The following is a 1,028-nucleotide window of genomic DNA, read 5'->3' as shown; positions in this document are numbered from 1 at the left end:
TTTGATGACAAGAAAGGCTCATTTAAGGTTACAGCTAAGGAAGCTGCTAAGTTAATTTCAACTTTTGGTGGGCAAAAGCTTAATGTAGTCTTCTACGCAACACCTAAGTCTGGCTTGAAGAATGGTACTGAAATTGACAACACCGCTCAACAAGTGAATGCGGGTAACGTCTACAAGACAAACATGGTTAAGAACTATGTATACAACTTAGATCCTAAGAAGGATGTAATTGAAAATCTTGGTAATCCTAAGTCTCTTGACCAACAAGAAGTTGGTTTCAACCATGTTGTAACTTACACGCTTAAATCTTCAATTCTTCCTAAGAATTACAAGTTTGATACTGATTCATGGAGTATGGAAGATCACTTAGATAAGCGTGATGACTTCAATAACCACTGGTATGTATACGCATTAACAGACATTAACCTTGGTAATGGGCAAAAGGTAACTAAGAATACTGATATTTCTCGTTACTTTGACTACAATTATAATGATAAGGATTCTGTTGTAACTGTTTTTGCTACTAAGGCATTTAAGGACATTCTTAACAACTACAACAAAGACCAACAAGTTCAATTCCAAACATTAATTGAAGTTAATCGTCAAGGTTACGGTGTGGTTAAGAATACCTTTATTGAATACCACAACAAGGCAAAACAAAACAGTAATACTGTTGAAACTGTAACTTACAAGCCTATTACGCCACAAGCTTCTAAAGTTGTAACTGTTGGCCAAGAAACTATCGATGGCTTGACTAAAGTTGTTAATGACTCTGGTAAGACCGTTATCCAAGGCGATACTGTTTCTTACACTCTTAACGGTCAACGTTTAGAAGAAAACCACGCGATGGTTGATTCTTTAACTTATGTTGATGACTTTGATAAAGATGTAACCTTCTCTGGATTTGACGTATACTTACGTGATAAGTCTGGCAAGTTTACTAAGGCTGACAAACCTGCAACTTACTTTACAGTTAAGACTGAAGGTTCTAAGGTAACTTGGACGGCTACAAAAGCATTACAAACCTT

1 protein-coding gene is annotated in these 1,028 nt (G+C 36.2%); it reads left to right on the top strand.

All coding sequences use genetic code 11. The annotated features are described in order from the left end of the window. Nucleotides 1–1,028 (top strand): LPXTG cell wall anchor domain-containing protein (locus JCM10991_RS14130; protein ID WP_035189138.1); only part of this gene is annotated, 1,028 nt, incomplete at both ends.

Origin of the sequence: Ligilactobacillus equi DSM 15833 = JCM 10991, assembly GCF_000615765.1 — a bacterium.
Taxonomy (GTDB): domain Bacteria; phylum Bacillota; class Bacilli; order Lactobacillales; family Lactobacillaceae; genus Ligilactobacillus; species Ligilactobacillus equi.
Note: the sequence above shows the minus strand (reverse complement) of the source record. Positions and strands in the feature narration are given on the sequence as shown.